Consider the following 21,569-nt stretch of genomic DNA (forward strand, 5'->3'; position numbering starts at 1 on the left):
AACTATGCCATAAAACAAAAAACAAGACAAAAAATAAAACAAAAACATTAGTACATTCGTAAAATCAACAGGGCACGATAGAAACAAGTAAACAGGGACAAAGCAGAAAGGAAAGAAAAATGAGAAAGACCAGCTTTAAGTTATTATCTGCTTCATTAGCAGTCGCAATGACAATGAGCAGTATGCCGTACAATGTATTGGCGGCAAGCCCGGAGCAGACATTTGCACAGGCAGTACAGCAGGCACAGACCACAGAAGCGGACGGCTTTGAAACAGCCGCACCGTCAGAGGAAAATCTCGTAACAGCAGATGCAGAAAGTACAGAAAAAGTAACCTACACAGTTACACCGGGTGTTTCATACGGAAAGGGAAGTATCAAATTAATCTCAGGTGTGACAGAAAGCACCGGTGATGACGGTGAAAAAGTATACACGGCTGAAAAAGACAGCACAATTACATTTGAAGCTGTACCGGAGGACGGCTGGGCATTAGATTCTGTTATGTACATGTCAGCAAGCTTTACAACACCGGACTTAAAGATTACAAAGGTAGACGGCAAAGATAACCAGTATACATGCACAATTCCTGACGATGCATATGCTTACGGCTCAGTAGGAACATTTATGATATATGTGCAGTTTGCACCGGTTCTGGAAGAAGGACAGTATGAGATAAAATCAACAGGTGAATATTTAAGTGTAGATAAGTATGGTGCAAAGCCGGGTGAAACCGTAAAGATTACATCAACAAGTGACAGTTCAACAAGAAATTATGTGCCGACTGTTGCAGATGAAGACGGAACCGGTATTGATACAACACTTGAAAGTACAGTGATTGATGAAGACGAAAATAAGATTGTACAGGTATACACCTTTGTAATGCCGGAGAAAAAGGTTACAATCACAGAAAAGAGTAATCGTTATTGTGCAATTACATTAGAAACCAATGACGACAGTAAATTTGCAAGCCATGTAAGTTACAGCAGCCGACAGATGATGAGTGGTAATATGAATGTTGTAGCAGACAGCATTATCGACGGCAAGTATTATAAGCATACAGTAACCGTAACCGGTACACAGGGAAATACAACAGTAAAGCCGGGAGAATTATCATCACTTGCAAGCGGAAAAGCAACATATACCGTAGCAAAGAAATTCCCGGTAGCCGTTACTTTAAGAGTAGACTTCGTTGAAACAGATGCGTATAACATTACAAACCAGTCTGCAAATATTGAAGGTGCCGATTTTACCGTATCAAACGGTGAACTTGCGGCAGAAGGCGATACCGTAACATTACTGCTTTCCACAAATACAGCAGACGGATATTACTATGACGGTACAACACTGCCAAAGGTAACAGACGCAGACGGCAACGAAGTAACCGTAACAGCAGATGCAGGAAACACAACATCTTCTGCAAAATTTACATTCACAATGCCTGAAAAGGGTGTCACAACAAGCTTTGACAGTTCTGCAATTACACAGAAAGAATTAAAGGCTGTTACCGTTGCAGATGAAGCAAAGTCTTATATTGCACTGGATAAAACAGAGGCAAGAGAAGGTGAGAATGTCACAATTACTTTGACAGACGAAGCAAAAAAGGTTTTATTTATCAAAGTGATTAAGGAAGACGGCAGTGTCGAATATATAAGAAACTCTGCAACGAGCTTTACAATGCCGGCAGGCGCAGTGACAGTATCGGTAATTGCACCGGACAACTGGTTTGAAGAAGGACGTTATGATACAGATGTATATGCGGCAACATCAAGCACACTGATTGTATCCGATGCGGCAGACCTTGCGGCTGTCGGTAAATTAATGCGTGATAATCCAAGCGCACTTACGGATAAAACCATTAATATTGTAAAAGATATTGATATGAGCGCATATACATGGGTGCCGATGACATATACAAATTACAATAATACAGTAACCTTTAACGGAAACGGACATACCATTAAGGGACTGAATGTAGAAGGCATGACAGGAACAACATCAAGTTCATGGGTATATTCAAGTGCATTTATCGCACAGATAGGCAGTTTCACAGATGTCACTATCAACGACCTGACATTTGAAGGAACACAAAAAGTCCATACCGTTGCAGGCACATTCTGCTATTTAGGCGGTATTGCTTATGGCGGCGGTTCTTACAACAAGGTCGTAAACAATATGAATGTGACCATTGACGGTGCGACAGGCGGTACGGTATTGCATTACCCTATTACAAATAGTGCAACACAAATTGTAAACAGTGCGGTAACCGGCAAGACAACACTGGAAAATGTAAATTTAACCGGATATTATTCATATTATGGACTTTCAGACAGAGCAGTCAACAGCTATGATATTTCAGAGATTACCATGGGTGAAAATGCAAATCCGGCAAATGTATCTTATTACGGTGTGGACGCTACTTTACAGGCAAAAGATAAGACTGCAAACTGCTACACAGGTACAACATTAAATAATTTCCCTGAAAATGCACAAATTTACGGAATTGCAAAGACTGTTACAGGAGAGAATCTGGATTCTCTTAATCAGAACTTTACATACATCACACCGGTAACAGCCGAGGGTTATGAAAATGACAACTTAATGTCTGTTGACAGCACAACCAACAAGGTCGGCAGGATTGCACTGGTTACATACTTAAACAGCTGGGTTGATGAGAACCAGACAGAGGATAACAAGTATTGCAAGTGGGAAACAGACAAGACAACAGGCAGACCGGTATTAAAGGCAGCCGAAGAAACGGTTGTTTCACAGAAATATGCAATCACTTCAAACGTAACAGGCAGTGAATACGGCGAAACAACAGTTGACGAAGAAGCCGCAGAAGGCAGTAAGGTAACTGTATACACAGCACCGAAGTCATTCTGCAAAGTAAAGAGCATTTCCGTAGAAACAGCAGACGGAAAGAAAGTTGACGTAACAGACAACGGTGACGGAAGCTACAGCTTTACAATGCCGAAGTCCGCAGTAACCGTAAGCACAGAGTATGCACAAGACTCTTATGCAATTACGGCAGAAACCAACGGCGAAGGTACAGTCAGCGTATTAACGGCTGAAACAAAGTCTTCCGATAAGGCAAAATCAGGCGAAACCGTAACCGTTACCGTAACACCGGACCGCTTAAAGTATTACACAATGGACAGCGTAACCGTGACAACGGCAAGCGGCAAGACGGTTGAAGCCACAACAACAGAGGCAATTAACGGAACAAATGCCCATGAGTATACATTTACCATGCCGGAAGAAGCTGTAACAGTTATGGCAAACTTCAAGGATGTCAGCAGCTATTACAACGAAGACGGTTCTTTAAAAGAGGGTACATATAAAATGCAGGCAGTATTCGGCAGTACCTATTACATTGACACCGACAAAATCGAAGGTGCAATGGGCTATGAAGAACAGTACACAGACATTACCGTAAGCGTTGATGCAGAAGGCAATGTAACCGTAGACGATTATGAAATGCCGGGTGTAAAAAGCCCGATTGGATACGCAGGCGGCGGTGAACTCTGGATTAAGTCCACACCGACACCGGATGCCAACGACAACGGAAAGATTAAGGGCGCAGATGATGCAGGCGTTGTAGAATCCAGCGATTATGCCGAAAAGTATGAAAACTATACAAAGGTATACACCATTTCACCAACCGTTACAAAGACCGGTAAGATTAATCCGTCAACCAACGTAAAGACAGAAAACACAGGCGATTTCTACTTTACAAAGGTTATGCAGGGAAGTAAGCAGGTCGGCGGCTTCTATAACAGTGAAAATGTAGAATCCGTTACATTGGATAAGCTTGCTTCATCAACAAGCAGTAAGGTAGCACCGTTTAACCTGACATTCTCCGGTATCAATTACATTAAAAACGATGCGGATTATGCAAACCAGAACGTGTTATTTACAACATACATTACAGAAATGGCTTACATTTCAGAAGTATTGTTCCGTATGGACTTCTCAACGATTGAAAAAGTCGGTGATACAGACCAGGGCGAAGAAACAACACAGGCATTAGATGTATCTGTTTATACAGCGTGCGAACCGGGTGCCACAAAGACACCGCCTGCAAACATTGATGCAATCAAGAGTGCAACACTGGTAACAAAGGCAGACGGAAGCAGACAGCTCGTATTTGACTTAGGCGAAACAATCGTATTCGGCTTACACGGACATATGGGAAGCCTTCGTGTATACAATGCAGACAGCATGGAAAATGCATTTAAGGCAATCTCAAAGAATGATACAAGCGGCTTAAAGTCAGCAATTTACAGCAACTGGTATACAGACAAGATTAATTCCGAAGCAGACAGCGTGGCATATGATAAGACACCTGTAGAAGTAACAGACAGCAGAGGATATGTATACTACACAACAGACGGAACAGAATTTAGCGCAACGTCCACAACAACAGACCTTGAAAATGCACTCGTATATCCGGGTAAGGCAGTTGTAGATGTACCGGACTATTTCGACCTGACAGACAACAATGAAATTTATCTGACAGGCTTTATCGACGGTATGTCAAAGGATACGAACTTAAAGTTAAAGCTGACAGCAAAAAATGAAGACAACACACCGGTTGTAAAGACAGGTACAGCCCATATTTCACAGTTCGGTGAATATGATGTTACTGTCAATGTAACAGTTACAGATGATGTTATCACAGACATTGAAGTAACAGGTGCAAATTTTGCGGGAACTTATGCTGAAACCAATAAGATGATGCTTGAAAAGGCAGTCAACGGCTTAAAGGGCAGCTACATCAATAAGTCCGCAACCGATGTAAAGGAAATCACAGGTGTTGATGCGGTTTCAGGCGCAACGTATTCATCCAATGCAATCCGCGATGCGATTTTAAATGCACTCGAATTAAAGCAGGAAGAAGAAGTCATTAACCTTCCGACAGAAAAGCTTGCAGAAGGCGAATACAGCGTAGACATTGCATACTACACAGACAAAGTAAAGCACAGTCTTGTGGAAAATGACAAGACAAAGGCAAAGATTGTTGTTGACAAAGATGGCAACATGACACTCGTAACAGACATTATTAACGGAACGTCAAAAGAACCGTTATATATCTATGGCTTCAACGGCTACTATGAAGGCAATGATACTTCTAAGAGCTTAAAGGAAGCTGCGGTCGAAATGAATGACATTCAGTACAGCGATGATGTATTCGGTGAAGATGAAAAGGTTGTAACAAAGGTTTCCTTCCCGTTAGAAGGTGATTTTGCGGCAATCTACAACACCAATGCAGATATCTATGTACCGGCAATGAAGAATTTAAACGGCTTCGTTTCAGGCATTGACTTCAAGCAGGGACGTTTCAGCGCAGACTGCTTCGTAAAGGTTTACTGGGACAGCTTAACAAAGACATCATCTGATAATAATAAGTCCGATGATACAACAAAGGAAACAACTTTCGGTTCAGCAAAGACCACTCTGACAGCAGGTACTTATTCAATCCCTGCAAGCTTAAAGAATGCCGGAAATGTTTCACAGGATTCTATGGCGGCAGGCTGCATTAAGAGTGCACAGATGACTGTTGCGGCAGACGGAACAGCAGCTGTAACCGTAGATTTACAGTCCGTATCCTTTGCGGGACTGACAGCTTACGCAAGCAACTGGAAGATTTATCAGGGAACGTCAGCAGATGGTAAGACTGTAGATGCACAGTACACAACAAACGAAGAAGGCAGAGTGACACAGATTACATTTACACTGCCGGACAACAGCTATGACGGTGTTTATGTCAACATGTTTGTCGATGCGATGAATTACAGCCCGGATGCTTATCTGGCACTGGATTATGCAAATGCGGTAAAGACAGCAGAACCGGACCCGGCACCAACACCGGACCCAGCCCCGACACCGGAACCGACTCCGACTCCTGACCCGACACCGGATCCGGAACCGACACCAACTCCGACACCGGACCCTTCTGACAATAAAATTGCTGACGGTAACTACTATGTACCGATTGCATTGTGGAATGCGGTATCCGATAAGGCTTCTATGGGTAATGCGGCATTTGAAAAGAACAGCAGTGCTTTAATCACCGTAAAGGATGGCAAGGTTGTAAAAGTTCAGATTGCCATGAATCCGGTAACCGTAACATCAATCTACAGCGCCGTTACGGCATTTGAGGTAGAGGGCGTAACCGTTACAATCGACAAGACAGAAAAGATTACAACTTCCGCAGGAAATGAAGTCGATGCAATCAGACTGGTAACATTTGAACTTCCTGAAGGTGCACAGCCTTCCGTTGCAGATATTACTTATGCAGATGTAAGCTTTAAAGTACCGGATACACCAATGGGCGACACCATGATGAGTGCGAGATTAAGATTCGACTGGTCAGCACTGACAGCAACAAGCGATACTTCTCTTGTACCGGCAGAAGACCAGACAGAAGAAAAGTCACCGGCAGTTGATGTGACGGATGAAAAGACAGGCGTTCATGTATCAGCCGCAGAAGGTGTCCTTCCGGTAGGCTCTGAGTTAAAGGTAACAAAGGTCAGTGCAGGAACAGAATATACAAAGGCGGCAAATGCACTTGTAGATGTCGGCAGCAGCTTTGAACTGTATGAAGTTCATTTTGAAAAGGACGGACAGGAAGTTGAGCCAGACGGCAGTGTTGTTGTGAAGTATCTCATTCCGGCAGGCATGAATGCAGACAACGTTGTTTTATACCGTATCAATGATGACGGTTCAAAGACCCTCATTAAGGGCAGTGTGGAAAACGGCTATTATGTTGTGACAACAAAGGGCTTCAGTTATTACGCACTTGTTGAAAAGGCATCAACAGATAACGGCAATAAAAATAATAACAACATTGATAACAATGGTAACAACAGTGGTAATAATAACAGCGGCAATGCAGGCACAACCGACAACGGTTCGGCAGCAGGCGGTAATTCAAATACGGCAGGCGGCTCAGCCAATACGGCAGACAACAGCAACAGCGGCGTAAAGACAGCGGATTCTTCCGCAATGGGCATGTGGGCAGCAGCATTCTTTGCTTCCTTAAGTGCCGCAGGTCTTGCAATCTTTAAAAGAAAGAAAAGACCGGAAGAAAAAGAAGACTAAGCTGTAAAAAAGACAAAACAACGGCATCCGTTCCGAAAAGGGGCGGGTGCCTGTTTGTCACATATAAAAATGAAAGCAGGAGTACAGACATGGAACAGAAATTTAAAATGCAGATTCAGCGGCTTGCAAAGCATGCAGCGGCAGTATTGACGGCAGTCACCGTGGGCATTTTATCGGCGGCGGCAGTATTTTCACAAAACAGTAATCCGGTATATGGAGCAGAAAACGGCATTTATCTTGCCGGTGCAAATCCAAGCTATCGTAATCCGTCCACCGGTGCGATTGAAGATTCCGGCGGGGAAGGTTCGGCGGTTCTGGGACAGTCCATGACAGAGAGCGCGACTTACGGCAGGGCACTTATCGAAGCAGACCCGGCGGGAAACACTTATGCCACAATCCGTATGCAGTTAATGGACAATATCGAAAATCCGCAGTTTCAGGTAGATGGAAGTCCGGTATCCGCAACGTTAATGCAGGAGGATTACTCAAGCAATACCGCGGATTACAGATTCCGCGTCAACAGTGAAAATTCGGTTGTACGTGTGAATATGTATGTAACTGCCATGGGACGTGATATTATTTACTATATTACATTTTCGGGACTGAGTGAAGGCGCAGGCGACTTTATTACCAGTGTGACCGTTGAAGAAAAGGGCGGCAGTGCCGGTCCGGACAGCGCAGAGGGTGGCAGTGAAGAAAGCAACCCGGGAGAAAGCAGTTCAGGAGAGCGCGGTGTAAGTGCGCAGGCTGAAAATACCGCATCAGGCACGGGCAGCTTATCGGGTGAAACCGGTGCGTCAGCCGGAACAGACGGCAGTCAGGAAAATGCCGGAACACAGAGCATAGAGCAGGCAGAAGGTGAAAGTGCAGAAAGTACGACAGAAGCCGGACAGACTACATCAGCAGAAGCAAATGCCGTACAGGCAAAGACCGCAGAAAACACACAGACGAAAAATGCCGGAATTCAGGAATATGATGCGGCAGGGAAACAGGTCAATGCAGAAGCGCAGGAGAGCAAAAAAAACAGCAGCACCGGCATTTTTATCGGAATGGGTGTTGTAATTGCCATTGTTGTGACAGGTGCGGCATGGTACATGCTTATGTATCGTAAAAAGAAAAACTAAAGGAGCAGACAAATGAAACGACAGGTAAAAAAGACTGTTCAAAAAGGACTTTGTATGCTGTTAGCGGGCGTTGCTGTTCTTACGGCATCGCTTCCGCTGACAGCCTGTGTAGACCAGCACCCGGATTCCACAGAGGGACAATCACAGGCAGACAGTGTGCGTCTTGTGGCAACGTCACCGGCAGCTGCACAGATTTGTGACAAACTGGAATTAGATTTAGTGGGCGTATGCCGGACCTCCGGTACACTGCCAGAGCGGTATAAGGATGTTACGCAGGTTGGAACGGCAATGTCGCCGGATATGGAGATTTTAAAATCCTTATCGCCGGATTATGTGCTGTCCCCGAACAGCCTGCAAAGCGATTTACAGCCGAAATATGCGTCAATCCAGGTGAAATCCCTGTTTTTAAATTTAAAAAGTGTATCCGGCATGTATGCTTCGATTGCAGACCTCGGTGAAAAATTTAACAGGCAGCAGCAGGCACAGGCAATGGTGGACGAATTTAACACATTTATGCAGGAATACAAAAATAAAAATGCAGGAAAAGAAGCCCCGAAGGTTCTGATTCTGATGGGACTGCCGGGGTCTTATATCGTGGCAACCGAAAACAGCTATGTCGGCAGCCTTGTGGAAATGGCAGGCGGACAGAATGTATACGCGGGTACTGATGAAGAATTTTTAAGTGCTAACACAGAGGATATCAAAACGAAAGAACCCGATGTGATTTTACGGGCATCCCATGCAATGCCCGAGCAGGTACAGCAGATGTTTGCCGATGAATTTGAAAAAAACGACATCTGGAAGCATTTTGCGGCAGTACAAAACGGCAGGGTGTACGATCTGGATTCGTCCCTGTTCGGCATGAGTGCAAATTTTTCATATCAGCAGGCACTCGAAGCATTACAGCCGATGTTGTATAACAACTAAAATTCTGTAGTTTTTCATAAAATAAAAAATAATCGGTTGCTTATCTTTTTTTTGTAGTGTACAATAATAAAGACACAGTACATATTTAATAAGGAGAAAAGCCGTGGATATTATAGTAAAGTATATTGATGAATTGTTGGAAAAAAGCACGCCGGAAGCGCCGATGTGGAATATTGAAAAGCTCAAGCAGGGCTTAAAGTCTAAGTGGAATTACATTGACGGTTGTATGATTAAAGCCGTACTTGAGATGTATGCCATTTCAAAGGACGAGAAATATTTAAAGTTTGCAGACGATTTCATTGATTATCGTGTAGCAGAAGACGGAACAATTGACGGATACAGCATTGGTGAAAAGAATATTGACAATGTCAATGCCGGCAAGACTTTATTTGAATTATATGATATCACCGGAAAAGAAAAATATAGAAAGGCAATCGACCTTGTATATTCTCAGATTGCTATTATGCCTCGCTGTGAATCCGGCAACTTCTGGCACAAGGATATTTATCCGAATCAGGTATGGCTGGACGGAATGTATATGGGACAGCCGTTTTACATGGAGTATGAAACAAGATTTAACGACCGAAAGAATTATGATGATATTTTCTCACAGTTTAAATTCGTTATTGAAAACATGAAAAATCCGCTCAACGGTCTGTACTATCATGCAATCGACACATCAAAGCAGATGTTCTGGTGTGACAAGGTCACAGGTCTTTCACAGAATATCTGGCTGAGAGCAATCGGCTGGTACTCTATGGCACTGTTAGATACACTTGATAAGGTGGACAACTCTGACCACAAGTATGACAAAGAGTGCAGGATGTTACAGGATGCATATGTAGATTTAATGAATGCGATGATCCGTTATCAGGACGAAAGCGGTATGTGGTATCAGGTTGTCAACTTCGGCGGCATGGAACGCAACTATCTTGAAACAAGCGGAAGTTCTATCATGGCATATTCCCTGTTAAAGGGTGTACGTCTTGGCTTCCTGCCTGAAAGCTACCGTGCATACGGTGAGAAAGCCATTGACGGTATTTGCAAGCGCTATTTAAAAGAAAAGAACGGAGAAATGTCACTTGGTGGTATTTGTCTGGTTGCCGGACTTGGCGGTAAAGACAATCGTCCGGGTACATATGATTATTATATGTCAGAACCGGTTGTAGAAGATGATGCAAAGGGTGTCGGACCATTTTTACTTGCCTATACAGAATTATTACGTTACAAGAAAAATTAGTAAAAAGATACGAGGGAGTCTGACAAAAGCAGGCTTCCTTGTTTTTTCATGCCGCAGAGCCAAATCTGACATTTGGCTCGCGAATGTTTGCTTTGGAGCGAAAGCAAACATCTATGATAGCGGATGAGAAATCGCCTGCGCGAATTTCTCATCGCCGCTTCGCAACAAAGTCGCTCAGAAACGAGGATTAAGATGAAACCGTATATTACGAAAAAAGAAGTAGAAGAAACACAAGGGAAGGATGCACGGACACAGCGCTTTTTGACGGCAGAAAACGGCTGCCTTGGCGGTTGTACTTCCGGGACAACGGTTTATGCCGGCTATGAGTTTAGTGCGCATCCGGGCGTGCATGAAGACCAGGAGGGCTTTTATGTGCTTGAGGGTGAGGGCTATGCCAGACTTGGTGATCTGGAGTTTCCAATTGAAGCAGGTGATTCATTTATTGCACTTCCGGGTGTGCCGCATACGATTAAGACAAAACCGGGCTGTCAGCCTGTCAAGGTATTTTGGTTTCACAGTGCAGTCTGATGCGGACTGCTGCTGATAAAGGAGTGTGTTTGTTTGAACAATGAGGAATTGGAAGAAAAAAAGAAATGGTTTTTTAAAGAAAATATCCGACTGGAAGAACTACGGAAAAATCTGGAGCAGCAGCAGGGAAAGCTAGAGAAAGAAGAGCAGGTTGTGGAGATTCAGAAGCAGATGCTGGAAAAGCAGAAACGCAGTCTGGATTTGCTAAGAAAGCAGTTAGATAATCAGAAGCATCTGTTTGACCAGCAGTGGCAGATTCTGGAACGGGAAACCAGACAGCTTGCTATTGACCGCGAAAAATTTAAGCGCGACAAGCTGATGTACCGCGATGAGGTGTACCGTGAGGCCAGAAGAAAGTTTGCCATGGTACAGAATATCAGTCATAGCGGTGTAAATCTCTTCTTTAAAGGTGTTGACAGCAGTGCAGCATTAAAAAAGCGCTATAAGGCATTGTTAAAAATTTATCACCCGGACAATGCGGGCGGTGATAAAGAAGTGTTACAGGCAATCAGCGCAGAATATGAAACATTAAGCAGGAATATTGAATAAGATAAGAAAATAAAGCAATTCATGCAAAAAAAGCCGGATATATTGATAAAAATACTCATATTTATAAGTTGTTGTCTGTACGAATATGGTGTATAATTCAGACATAACGGCTTGTCGGACGAACAGGCAGCTACGTTTAGAAGTACACGAAATGAAGGAGAATGAGATGTTTAAGATTAATGACAATTATTTAAAGCTTCCGGGAAGTTATCTGTTTTCCACGATAGCCAAAAAGGTTCAAGCCTTTCAGGCTGCTAATCCGGACAAGGAAATTATAAGACTGGGTATCGGTGATGTAACGCTGCCGCTTGCGCCGGTTGTAATTGATACATTACACGGTGCAGTTGATGAAATGAGCAAGGCAGAAACATTTCACGGTTATGCACCGGATTTAGGGTATGATTTTTTAAGAAATGCAATTGTAGATTTTGATTATAAAAGACGTGGTGCCGACATCAGTGCCGATGAAATTTTCGTCAGTGACGGTGCAAAGTCTGATTCAGGAAACATTGGCGACATTTTTTCAGTAGACAATAAAATTGCAGTATGTGACCCTGTATACCCGGTATATGTAGATACCAATGCAATGGCAGGAAGAACCGGGGATTATTTACCGGATCAGCAGAAGTGGAGCAATGTAATCTACATGCCGTGTACGGCAGAAACGAATTTTGCGCCGGAGCTGCCAAAGGAAACACCGGATATTATCTATCTTTGCTTCCCAAACAACCCAACCGGTTCTACGATTACAAAGGACGAATTACAGAAGTGGGTTGATTATGCAAATAAAGTAGGTGCGGTTATCATCTATGATGCAGCTTATGAAGCATACATTTCAGAGGAAAATGTACCGCATACGATTTTTGAATGTGAAGGTGCAAGAACCTGTGCCATCGAACTGCGCAGCTTCTCAAAGAATGCCGGATTTACGGGAACAAGACTTGGATTTACCGTTATTCCAAAAGATTTAAAGAGTGGTGATGTGACATTACACAGTCTCTGGGCAAGACGTCACGGCACAAAGTTTAACGGTGCGCCATATATTATCCAGAAGGCGGGTGCAGCTGTTTACACAGAAGAAGGACAGAAGCAGACCGGTGAGCAGATTGCATACTACATGAACAATGCAAAGACAATTCTGGAAGGCTTAAAGTCCGCAGGCTATACCGTGTCAGGCGGTGTCAATGCACCGTACATCTGGTTAAAGACACCGGATAACATGACATCTTGGGAATTCTTTGATTTCCTGCTTGAAAAGGCAAATGTTGTCGGTACACCGGGTTCAGGTTTTGGTCCAAGTGGTGAAGGCTACTTCAGACTGACCGCTTTCGGTTCTTATGAAAATACCGTAAAGGCACTTGAAAGAATTAAGGCAATCTAATTGTTATCATAATATTAAATACACACACCCGCGGGAACAGGCTGAAAAGCCGGACATTTCCGCGGGTATTTTTATAAATTTTTATAATCCTGATTTGTGGATTTTTATGTATGAAGCGGGATACAGTACGGCATAAAACATTAAAAACAAAATAGTGAAAAAACTTTTATAAAATAATTTTGTAAAATGAATAGCAATTTCCGGGGAAATAGTGTATGATAAGGACAGTGCAGAAATGCAGAACATAAAATAAAGCATGTAATAATGAAAAGCAGTAAATCAAACAGTAAAAATGGAGGTTTCAATATGTGGCAGGCAGATTTAGGAAATGGAAAGTACCGCAACCCGATTCTATACGCAGATTATTCAGACCCGGATGCAATCCGTGTCGGCGAAGATTATTTTATGATTGCATCAAGCTTTTGCAATGCACCGGGGCTGCCGATTTTACATTCAAAAGATTTAGTCAACTGGAAAGTAGTCAATTATGCATTGGACGAGTTACCGGAATTCCGTTACCGCAATCCGATTCATGGCTGCGGGGTATGGGCACCGGCAATCCGGTATCATGAAGGAACCTATTATATATGTTTTCCGATGCCGGATGAGGGCATTTACATGACAACAACAAAAGACCCGTTTGGCAAATGGAGCAAGCCGGTGAATATCCGTCCGGGAGCAGGCTGGATTGATCCGTGTCCGTTCTGGGATGATGACGGAAAGGCGTATCTGGTAGCAGGTGTTGCAAAGAGCCGTATCGGATACAAGAGTGTACTGCATATGGTAGAAATGCAGCCGGACGGTATGGGATTAATCGGCGAAGAAGTCAAGATTTTTGACGGCAATGAAAATGATCAGGTAACAATTGAAGGTCCGAAAATGTACAAGCGCAACGGCTGGTATTATATATTTGCTCCGGCAGGCGGTGTAAAGACCGGCTGGCAGACAGTGCTCCGTTCTAAAAATCCTTTTGGACCGTATGAATATAAGGTCGTAATGCGTCAGGGTGATTCACCGGTCAACGGTCCTCATCAGGGTGCATGGGTGGACACGGTGACAGGTCAGGACTGGTTCTTACATTTTCAGGATGTCTATGCAGGCGGAAGAATTGTTCATTTACAGCCAATGCACTGGGAAAATGATTGGCCAATAATCGGTATCAATAAGCCGGGCAATGATTACGGCGAACCGGTTATGGAGTACACAAAGCCGGATATCGGAAAGAGTAATTCATATCCGGTTTGCGAGCCGGATACGAGTGATGACTTTACATCGGATAAACTCGGTATGCAGTGGCAGTGGAATGCCAATCCCCAGAAGGACTGGTATGAGCTTACCGGATCAAAGTTAAAGTTAAATGCACTGGATACTGTGCCGCTCCGACCGGTTAGTGATTACCGCAATCTGCTGTTACAGAAATGGCCGGCACCGGAATTTACCTGTGTGACGAAAATGCAGCTTTCCGGCATGGAAAACGGCGATGTGGCAGGCGTTGTATCACTGGGAACGGAATACGGCGCGCTGGCGGTTGAAAAGCGGGATAACAAATATACGGTCAGACAGATTTTGGGAACACAGTATTTTGACTGTGATATGCCGTATACAACACAAAACAGCAATGATTTTGAACTGTCCGAAAGTGATTTTAAGGATACCGGGAAAACAGTGACATTCCGTTACACGGTAAAATGCACCGGTCATATTGACCACATGGAGTTAAATCTTCCTGTAAAAGCAGCACCGGTCGAGGAATTAACACTGGAATTAAGTTTTGACGGCAAAAACTATGAAAAAGCCTTTTCATTTGCTTCCAAAGCAGGCAGATGGGTCGGTGTGAAAAACGGCATTTTCTGTGCCCATGACAACACCGTAAAAAATGACAAGACAGGATATGTACTTGTAGATTCTGTGGAATATATGCCAAAAGAAGATTAGTAGAGCGATATTTTATAAAGCGGTCCTTTGCAAAAGAATGAGCCAAAGTCAGATGATAATGGAGCATTTCTTTTACAAAGGACTTTTTTATTCAATCAGTAGAAAATATGGTCGCCAATCACCGTGCCATAGGTGTCGATACCGCTGCGGTATACGTGGAAATACAGCGCATTAATCGTAACATTTCCGTTTAAAACCTCCTGCGCCGCCTGAACGCACGAAGCGGAAGCACCGCGGGAGAGCACAATCGTAAAACGACCGCTGGCAACCGGTGTAAATTGTCCGGAAGCATAGATGACACCGGAAATGGAGTTGGCAAAACGTGGGCTGTTGACACGGTTTACAACAACACTTCCGACAGCTAACTTACCCTCGTAAGACTGGTTGCCCGCTTCACATTCGATAATTGCGGCAAGCATGGCAAGGTCAGAGGTGTCATATGAAATCGGTGTTTTATTAATATTAGAAGTAATGTCACCGCTGCCGGAATTATTATTCCCTGCGGCGGCAGCCGCGCGGCTTGCGGCCTCGGCTTCTGCGCGTTCCTGTGCCAGCTTTTCTTCTTCAAGCTTTTTTTCATAGGCAAGTGCGGCAGCTTCGGCCTCGGATACGTTGTTGGAAGACGTATCAAAATCCTGCTGGGTTTTTGCAAGCAGTGTCTTTAAATTTTCCTGTTCATTTAAAGCAGCTTCCCGTAAGGACGACAGTTCGGAAACCTCGGTATCCAGCTGTTCTTTTGCTGCCTGCTGGCGTTCATAATTGGCTTCCATCTCATCTAACATATCACGGTCATACTGTGATAACTGGTAAATGTATTCGCTTTTTAACAAAAGTTCACTCATACTTTGGGAAGTTAACAGCAGTTCAATCACATCCGAGCTGCTGCGTTCATACATATACCGGATACGCAGTTTCATGGAATCGTACTGTTCGTCCATTGTCTGGGACAGCGACAGCAGTTCTTCATTTAAGGCATCAACATCTGCCTGTTTGTCATCAATCTGTTCTTCTAAGGAAGATAAACGGCTTCCGGCGCTCTGGAGCTGACTGTCAATTTCGGATAAATCCGCAGACAGACTCTGCTGTTGTGCCTTTAAGCTTTCCAGTTCCCGGTTGGCATTGTCTAAATCGTCCTGCGTGGTTGCATAGGACAGATAAGGAATGGTCAATGCGGTACTGCAAAATACACAGCACAGACAAATCATGAATTGTTTTAACTTTTTCTTATTATTCAATGCAAATCTCCTGTTACAATCTAATCGTTATTCCAATCATTTATGCTGGTATCAGTATAAAATGCAGACCACAAAAATGCAAGCGTCAAACCACTTTTATGCTTTATGGGGCGGGGTTCGATTTTTTTTTCACCGGCGGACAGGCACATGTGGGTTTGGAACTTTTAAACATGGTATTATTTATATCACGATACATAATAAAATATTACAGTAAAATATCTCCTGTTTTAAGAGGAAATTCATAAAAAATAATAAAATTAAGCATTATTCAGGCAGAGGCATAGACATTTCAGCAGAAACGTGAAATAATGAAGAAGTAAGTTGTTAGAAAATCAAAATAAACCGAAAAAACGTAAAGAGAGGAAAAAAGATGCTTGAATTAAACAACATCGTAAAGGATTATATTTCCGGAGATACCAGGGTAACGGCATTGAAGGGAATTAATCTGCGTTTCCGCGACAGCGAATTTGTATCAATTCTGGGACAGTCCGGCTGCGGAAAAACAACTATGTTAAATATCATCGGGGGGCTTGACCAGTATACAAGCGGTGATTTAAAGATTAACGGACGTTCTACGAAGAAATTCAAGGACCGTGACTGGGATGCATACCGCAATAATTCGATTGGATTTGTCTTCCAGAGTTATAACCTGATACCGCACCAGACCGTGCTTGCCAATGTCGAACTGGCACTGACTTTATCCGGTGTATCCAAGTCAGAGCGCAGAAAGCGCGCAATAGAAGCACTGGAAAAAGTAGGCTTAAAGGAACAGATTCACAAGAAACCCAATCAGATGTCCGGTGGACAGATGCAGCGTGTTGCGATTGCAAGAGCATTGGTAAATGACCCGGATATTTTACTGGCAGACGAGCCGACAGGCGCATTGGATACAGAAACCAGCGTACAGATTATGGAGATTTTAAAAGAAATTGCCAAAGACCGTCTGATTATTATGGTTACGCATAATCCTGAACTGGCAGAGCAGTATTCAACAAGAATTATCCGCCTTTTAGACGGACAGATTACAGACGATACCGATGCTTACAGTGAAGAACAGATGAAAGCGGATATACAGGAAAAGGAGCAAAAGCTTTCAGATGCACAGACAGGAAAGAAGAAAAAGAAAGCAAAGACATCGATGTCCTTTTTTACAGCGCTTTCTCTTAGTATGAATAACCTGATGACCAAAAAGACCCGTACCCTGCTTACCGCATTTGCCGGAAGTATCGGTATTATCGGCATTGCGTTGATTCTTTCCATTTCAAACGGTATTCAGGACTATATTGACAGGGTACAGCGCGATACACTGTCGAGTTATCCGGTCCAGTTACAGTCCCAGACCATGGATATCAGCAGCATGATTGAAATGATGACCGGGTCTGATAAGGATTCTGTTGACCATGACAAGGATAAAGTGTACAGTAATATGATTATGTCGGAAATGATGAATACCATGATTTCCGATGTGAAAAATAATAATTTAAAATCCTTTAAAAAGTATATAGATGATAATAAAGATGAGATTTCAACATATGCAAGTGATATCCGGTACAGCTACAATGTTGATATCAATATTTACGATACAGACACAAGCGACGGTGTGACACAGCTAAATCCAAGCACTATTATGAATACGATTTACGGTACGAACACTTCACAGGGCAGCATGAGTGCGATGTATACCAATGCAGATGTATGGAACCAGCTGCCGGGCAATCAGGATTTACTGGATTCCCAGTATGATATGGTAGCGGGAAGATGGCCGCAGCAGTACAACGAAGTGGTGTTAGTTGTTGATGAGAACAACGAAATTGATGATTATACCCTGTATTCACTGGGCTTTAAAGACCCTGACGAGGTAACGGCGATGTATAAGCGCATGATGACAGGCGAAACCTATGACACCGAGGAAACAGAGTATACTTATGATGAAATTTTAGATAAGAAATTCCAGATGATTCTGCCAACCGATTATTACCGGTACAACGCAGAAAAAGACATCTGGGAAGATATGCGTGAAGATGAAACGTATATGAAAAATGTAGTAGACAACGGCACACAGATTCAGGTGTGCGGTATTATCCGTCAGAAAGAAGATGCGGTCAACACGGCAATCCGGAGCGGTGTAGGTTATACAAAGGAACTGATGCAGTATCTGATGCAGGGTGTCAACGACAGTGAAGTGGCAAAAGCTCAGCTTGCCGATGAAACAACCGATATTTTTACGGGAATCCCGTTTGACAATGACAAGGATACACCGATTACAATGGATGATGTCAATGCATATGTTGCAACGCTTTCAGAGCAGGAACAGGCACAGATGCAGGCTTACATGAGCCAGATGACAGAAGAACAGATTTTGCAGCAGTTTTCGCAGTCTTTAAAGGCACAGACAACAGAAGCCACATTTGAGGGCAACAAAGAAAAGTTAGGCATTACAAACGAAGACAACCCGTCAGAAATTGATTTATATGCTGCGAGCTTTGAGGCCAAGGAAAAACTGGAAGATATTATCAGCGATTATAATAAGAAAGCAACTGATGAGGGCAGAGATGAAGATGTGATTAATTATACCGATTATGTTGGCATTATGATGTCTTCCGTAAGCACGATTATTACGGCGATTTCAGCGGTACTGATTGCGTTTGTTGCGATTTCACTCGTTGTTTCTTCTATTATGATAGGTATTATTACGTATATTTCCGTACTTGAAAGAACAAAGGAAATCGGTATTTTAAGAAGTATCGGTGCATCAAAGAAGGATGTTTCCCGTGTATTTAATGCCGAAACACTGATTGAAGGCTTTGTATCCGGTGCACTGGGTATTGTGATTACACTGATTTTGTGTATTCCGGCGAACCGGATTATTGAAAATGTGACAACAATTGCAGGAGTTGCAAAACTTCCTGTTGCAGGTGCCGTAATCCTTGTTATAATAAGTATGGTGCTGACACTGATTGCCGGATTTGTTCCGGCGAAGATGGCAGCGAAAAAAGATCCGGTAGTAGCACTGCGTACAGAATAATAAAGCATTTGCGATACGCACGGAATTATTAGGAATAAAGGAAGCAGTCATGAGGAACGTTTACAAATTTTTAAGAGCCTCAATACTCATTTTAATACTGGTTGGCGGGACATATTTTATTGCGCAGGAATATTCAGCCGGTATTGAAAATGCAGTCAATACATCAGCAGGCGGTCAGAGTCTTACAAAGGAAACCATAACCAATCTCGGAGATGTTTTAGCGACAGTAGAAGCAGACATCGCCGGCGGAGCCGGAAGTGAAAAAACGAATGATACGGTAAAGTCTGATTATCAGCCGGTACAGGGAACCGGACAGCTTGTGGAAGACAGCAAATCCCAGCAGACGGATACGACACCGGCGGCATCTTATGATTTTCCTGAAAATATGTATCCGTACAGAGCCATGCTTTCGGATACACAGAAGGAAGTTTATGACCAGGTGTACGGGGCAGCACTGGAATTAAAGGAAAGTGTGACACTGTGCCGTCAGCTTGATCAGAGCAGTATTAAAAATGTCATGAATGCGGTCTTTAACGATCACCCGGAGCTGTTCTGGCTGGATACCGGCTACAGCTACGGGTACACCAGCAAGGGAGCGGTCATTTCCGTGATGTTAAAATACAATGAAACGGCACAGACACTGCAGTCTGCCAGACAGAAGTTTTTAAATGCGGCGGCGAAGGTGATTAACGGCGCCAGTTCGCTTACGACCGACCTTGACAAGGAACAGTATGTTTATAAAGCCCTTCAGAATATGTGTGTCTATGATGAAAATTCAGACATGAACCAGAGTGCATACAGCGTATTCATTAACGGAAGCTCGGTGTGTGCCGGATATTCGAGGGCATTTCAGTATATTATGCAGCAGTTAAATATTCCGTGTTATTTCTGCACCGGATATGCTAACGGCGGTTATCACGCATGGAATATTGTCTATATTGACGGAAAGTATTATAATGTGGATTTGTCGTGGGACGACTCTCTTGGAGATGTATCCAATACATATTCCTTTGCGTACTTTAATCTTTCAGATAAAGCAATTTCTGTAGACCATACGCGCAGGGAACTGTCGGTGAATCTGCCGGAGTGCAAATAAAATGTCTGTGGAACGGAGATTAGTGTAAAAAATCACACTGATGTGCTGATTTTTTACACAGCACTTTGTGCCGCAGGCATCACAAAGTTGCTATTTATCGCAGAGCCAAATAAGATTTGGCTCGCGATTCCTCCGGCATTAAAATGCCTGCGGAATGGGGATTAAAATGAAATATTTAATTGATACACATACGCATACGATTGCAAGCGGACACGCTTATAACACAATAGATGAAATGACAAGAAAGGCAGCACAAATCGGGCTGCCTGCTATTGCGTTTACGGAGCATACGCCGAAAATGCCGGGCAGCTGCGGCAAACTGTATTTCAGCAACTTTAAGGTCCTGCCGCGGGAAAAATTCGGCGTGCGCCGTCTGTTTGGCTGTGAAGCCAATATTATGGACTATGACGGAACACTGGATATGCCGGACACACTGCTTGAAAAAATGGACATTGTTATTGCAAGCTTTCATATTCCATGTATCTGCCCCGGTACAAAGGAGCAGAATACGCAGGCACTGGTGCAGGTTCTTGAAAATCCGCTGGTTGACATCATAGGGCACCCGGATGACAGCCGGTATCCGGTGGACTTTGAAACGGTGGTGCGTGCGGCAAAGCAAAACAACAAGTTTCTCGAATTAAACAATACATCATTAAAACCTGACGGACCGCGCAGCGGCGCACGGGAAAATGACCTCTGTATGTTAAAGCTGTGTATGGAACACGGTGTCATGATAACACTTGGCAGTGATGCCCATGTCGAAGAGGATATCTGCAATTTTTCGTATGCGGAAGAGCTGTTAAAAGAAGTGCATTTTCCGGATCAACTGATTGCAAATTTGGATTTGGACAGATTTACTGCTTTACTATAACGTGCTAATGTGTTAAAATATCGGTATTGTTTGGAACTTTTGAAAAAATGCTGATGCGAGTTTATCAGCACAGAAAAGGGGCAGTTATGAATAGTAAATTAAAAACACCTGCGGTAGAGCAGTTATTTGATGCAATTTTAAGTCTTGAGAATAAAGAGGAGTGTGCTGCATTTTTTGAAGACCTCTGTACAATTAATGAATTGCTGTCACTTTCACAGCGTTTTGAGGTGGCAAAGATGCTGCGTGAAAAAAAGACTTATCTGGACATTGCGGAAAAGACAGGCGCTTCTACAGCAACCATCAGCCGTGTAAACCGCTCGTTAAATTACGGCAGCGACGGTTATGAAAAGGTATTTGAACGGTTACAGATTCCGGAAGGCGAAGAAAGACAGCAGGAATAAAAACATTACGGAACAGGTACATATTTTGCCCGGAGAAGGGATTGAACGTCAATCTCCGGCAAGGCTATAAAAAACGGAATGTGAAGAAGCACAAAGCTGATCACATTCCGTTTTTGGTTACTTCGTAAAAATTCTGCATGATTAAAAGCAGCTT

Annotated in this window: 13 protein-coding genes; 12 read left to right on the top strand and 1 reads right to left on the bottom strand. The window is 43.3% G+C overall.

All coding sequences use genetic code 11. The features are described 5' to 3' along the window. The first annotated feature begins 119 nt into the window (after positions 1–119). The 8 genes from LI288_RS00655 to LI288_RS00690 all read left to right on the top strand — a co-directional run bounded on the left by LI288_RS00655 (position 120) and on the right by LI288_RS00690 (position 14,787). Positions 120–7,103: an FMN-binding protein gene (locus LI288_RS00655; protein ID WP_227089109.1), complete on the top strand. Its 6,984-nt coding sequence runs from the start codon at positions 120–122 to the stop codon at positions 7,101–7,103. An 89-nt stretch (positions 7,104–7,192) separates the two neighbouring features. Continuing rightward, positions 7,193–8,227, top strand: coding sequence for a heme-binding Shp domain-containing protein (locus tag LI288_RS00660; RefSeq protein WP_227089110.1), 1,035 nt, complete (start codon positions 7,193–7,195; stop codon positions 8,225–8,227). 12 nt (positions 8,228–8,239) lie between these two features. Further along, positions 8,240–9,154, top strand: coding sequence for a heme ABC transporter substrate-binding protein IsdE (isdE, locus tag LI288_RS00665; protein WP_227089111.1), 915 nt, complete (start codon positions 8,240–8,242; stop codon positions 9,152–9,154). Between the two features lie 103 nt (positions 9,155–9,257). Further along, positions 9,258–10,394, top strand: a complete 1,137-nt coding sequence (locus LI288_RS00670; RefSeq protein ID WP_022432983.1) for a glycoside hydrolase family 88/105 protein — start codon at positions 9,258–9,260, stop codon at positions 10,392–10,394. A gap of 192 nt (positions 10,395–10,586) precedes the next feature. Further along, on the top strand, positions 10,587–10,922 hold the full coding sequence (locus LI288_RS00675; RefSeq protein WP_022432982.1) for a cupin domain-containing protein: 336 nt from the start codon (positions 10,587–10,589) through the stop codon (positions 10,920–10,922). A 33-nt stretch (positions 10,923–10,955) separates the two neighbouring features. Continuing rightward, positions 10,956–11,471 (top strand): hypothetical protein, encoded by a 516-nt coding sequence (locus tag LI288_RS00680; protein WP_227089112.1) that lies wholly within the window; start codon positions 10,956–10,958, stop codon positions 11,469–11,471. A gap of 166 nt (positions 11,472–11,637) precedes the next feature. Beyond that, a complete protein-coding gene (locus tag LI288_RS00685; RefSeq protein ID WP_022432980.1) occupies positions 11,638–12,852 on the top strand; it encodes an LL-diaminopimelate aminotransferase in 1,215 nt (404 codons plus the stop codon). A 306-nt stretch (positions 12,853–13,158) separates the two neighbouring features. Continuing rightward, a complete protein-coding gene (locus LI288_RS00690) occupies positions 13,159–14,787 on the top strand; it encodes a glycoside hydrolase family 43 protein (RefSeq protein ID WP_227089113.1) in 1,629 nt (542 codons plus the stop codon). A gap of 95 nt (positions 14,788–14,882) precedes the next feature. Here LI288_RS00690 and LI288_RS00695 read toward each other — a convergent pair whose 3' ends face one another. Then, complete coding sequence (locus tag LI288_RS00695) at positions 14,883–16,022, bottom strand: cell wall hydrolase (protein ID WP_227089114.1); 1,140 nt, start codon at positions 16,020–16,022, stop codon at positions 14,883–14,885. 370 nt (positions 16,023–16,392) lie between these two features. Here LI288_RS00695 and LI288_RS00700 point away from each other — a divergent pair, with 370 nt between their 5' ends. From LI288_RS00700 to LI288_RS00715, 4 genes are all read left to right on the top strand, one after another. Continuing rightward, positions 16,393–19,047 carry an ABC transporter ATP-binding protein/permease gene (locus tag LI288_RS00700; protein ID WP_227089115.1) on the top strand — a complete coding sequence of 885 codons (2,655 nt, stop codon included), beginning with the start codon at positions 16,393–16,395 and terminating at the stop codon, positions 19,045–19,047. A gap of 49 nt (positions 19,048–19,096) precedes the next feature. After that, a complete protein-coding gene (locus LI288_RS00705) occupies positions 19,097–20,143 on the top strand; it encodes a transglutaminase domain-containing protein (protein ID WP_227089116.1) in 1,047 nt (348 codons plus the stop codon). Between the two features lie 166 nt (positions 20,144–20,309). Beyond that, positions 20,310–21,014 carry a phosphatase gene (locus LI288_RS00710; protein ID WP_022432975.1) on the top strand — a complete coding sequence of 235 codons (705 nt, stop codon included), beginning with the start codon at positions 20,310–20,312 and terminating at the stop codon, positions 21,012–21,014. 86 nt (positions 21,015–21,100) lie between these two features. Beyond that, positions 21,101–21,415 (top strand): YerC/YecD family TrpR-related protein, encoded by a 315-nt coding sequence (locus tag LI288_RS00715; RefSeq protein WP_227089117.1) that lies wholly within the window; start codon positions 21,101–21,103, stop codon positions 21,413–21,415. The last annotated feature ends 154 nt before the right edge of the window (positions 21,416–21,569 follow it).

This window comes from Lachnospira pectinoschiza (genome assembly GCF_020564355.1).
Classification (GTDB): Bacteria; Bacillota; Clostridia; order Lachnospirales; family Lachnospiraceae; genus Lachnospira; species Lachnospira intestinalis.

Excerpts from the sequence above, each read along its gene's own strand:
- LI288_RS00655 (WP_227089109.1), top strand. The coding sequence starts at position 120 with ATGAGAAAGACCAGCTTTAAGTTATTATCTGCTTCATTAGCAGTCGCA.
- LI288_RS00660 (WP_227089110.1), top strand. The coding sequence starts at position 7,193 with ATGGAACAGAAATTTAAAATGCAGATTCAGCGGCTTGCAAAGCATGCA.
- isdE (WP_227089111.1), top strand. The coding sequence starts at position 8,240 with ATGAAACGACAGGTAAAAAAGACTGTTCAAAAAGGACTTTGTATGCTG.
- LI288_RS00675 (WP_022432982.1), top strand. The coding sequence starts at position 10,587 with ATGAAACCGTATATTACGAAAAAAGAAGTAGAAGAAACACAAGGGAAG.
- LI288_RS00685 (WP_022432980.1), top strand. The coding sequence starts at position 11,638 with ATGTTTAAGATTAATGACAATTATTTAAAGCTTCCGGGAAGTTATCTG.
- LI288_RS00690 (WP_227089113.1), top strand. The coding sequence starts at position 13,159 with ATGTGGCAGGCAGATTTAGGAAATGGAAAGTACCGCAACCCGATTCTA.
- LI288_RS00700 (WP_227089115.1), top strand. The coding sequence starts at position 16,393 with ATGCTTGAATTAAACAACATCGTAAAGGATTATATTTCCGGAGATACC.
- LI288_RS00705 (WP_227089116.1), top strand. The coding sequence starts at position 19,097 with ATGAGGAACGTTTACAAATTTTTAAGAGCCTCAATACTCATTTTAATA.
- LI288_RS00710 (WP_022432975.1), top strand. The coding sequence starts at position 20,310 with ATGAAATATTTAATTGATACACATACGCATACGATTGCAAGCGGACAC.
- LI288_RS00715 (WP_227089117.1), top strand. The coding sequence starts at position 21,101 with ATGAATAGTAAATTAAAAACACCTGCGGTAGAGCAGTTATTTGATGCA.